Annotated in this window: 1 pseudogene; it reads right to left on the reverse strand. The window is 74.3% G+C overall.

The annotated features are described in order from the left end of the window. Positions 1-1,263 (reverse strand): annotated as a pseudogene (locus tag IF43_RS37470) (polyketide synthase); the annotation flags it as partial.

Below are 1,263 nucleotides of genomic sequence, written 5' to 3' on the forward strand. Positions count from 1 at the left end.
CGTACCACCGGTGACCAGGACCGTCCCCGACGGCTCCCACGCACCCGCGCCACCACCGGCAGCCCGGATCAGACGACGACCGAAGACACCCGACGACCGGACCGCGACCTGGTCCTCACCAGCCGCGCCACCGGCCAGCACACCGACCAGCCGGCCCATCGCCCGCTCGTCCCACACCTCAGGCAGATCGACCAGACCTCCCCACCGCTCCGGCACCTCCAGCGCGGCCACACGGCCCAGGCCCCACGTCTGCGCCTGCACCGCGGACACCAGCCGGTCCGAACGACCCACCGACACCGCACCCCGGGTCAGGCACCACACCGGCGCCTCCACCCCGGCATCACCCAACGCCTGCACAAGAGCAGCCGTGGCGACCACACCAGCGAATTCATCCAGGGCCAGAAGCGACACCACACCGGCAACGTGCTCGGTGTCGTACTCGGCCAGCAGCCCGGCCAGGGCCGCCCGGTCCGCGCCGGCCTCCACGACGACGCGCCTGACGTCGGCACCGCGCCCGGCCAGCGCGTCCACCACGGCGGAGTCGTCGACACCGCCGGCCGGAACCACCACCAGCCACGAGCCGGACAGCCGCGCACCGGACGTGCCGTCGGCCAGCGGCCGCCACGACACCCGGTACCGCCGGCGGTCCACCTCGGACTGCGTGCGCAGGCCACGCCGCCAGGCCGACAGGGCCGGGAGCACCTGGCCCCAGGCGTCCTCGTCGGCCACGTCCAGCGTGGTGGCGAGCGAGCCCAGGTCCTCGCGTTCGACCGCGTCCCAGAAGCGGGCGTCCTCGTCGTGGCCGCCGCGGGTCCGTGCGGTGCCGGTCAGCTGCAGCCAGTAGCGCTGGCGCTGGAAGGCGTACGTCGGCAGCTCGACCCGTCGCGCGCCCGAACCCTCGTAGAGGGAGGCCCAGTTCACCTCCCGGCCGCGCAGATGGGCCTGGGTCAGCGCGGTGACCGCGGTCTCGGCCTCGGAGCGTCCGCTCCGCAGGGCCGGCACGAAGGCGGCGCCGTCGCCCGTCACGCACTCCTGTCCGAGGGCCGAGAGCACGCCGTCGGGGCCGAGTTCGAGGTACGTCGTCACGCCCGCGGCCTCCAGAGCCCGCATGCCGTCCAGGAAGCGGACCGCCTCGCGGACGTGCCGCACCCAGAACTCGGCGGAAGCCATCTCGTCCGTGACCACGGCACCGGTCAGGCAGGACACGACCGGGATCCGCGGCGCGGCGAACGACAGCCCCGCCACCACCTCACGGAAGTCGTC

The organism is Streptomyces sp. NRRL S-87 (assembly GCF_000719335.1).
Classification (GTDB): domain Bacteria; phylum Actinomycetota; class Actinomycetes; order Streptomycetales; family Streptomycetaceae; genus Streptomyces.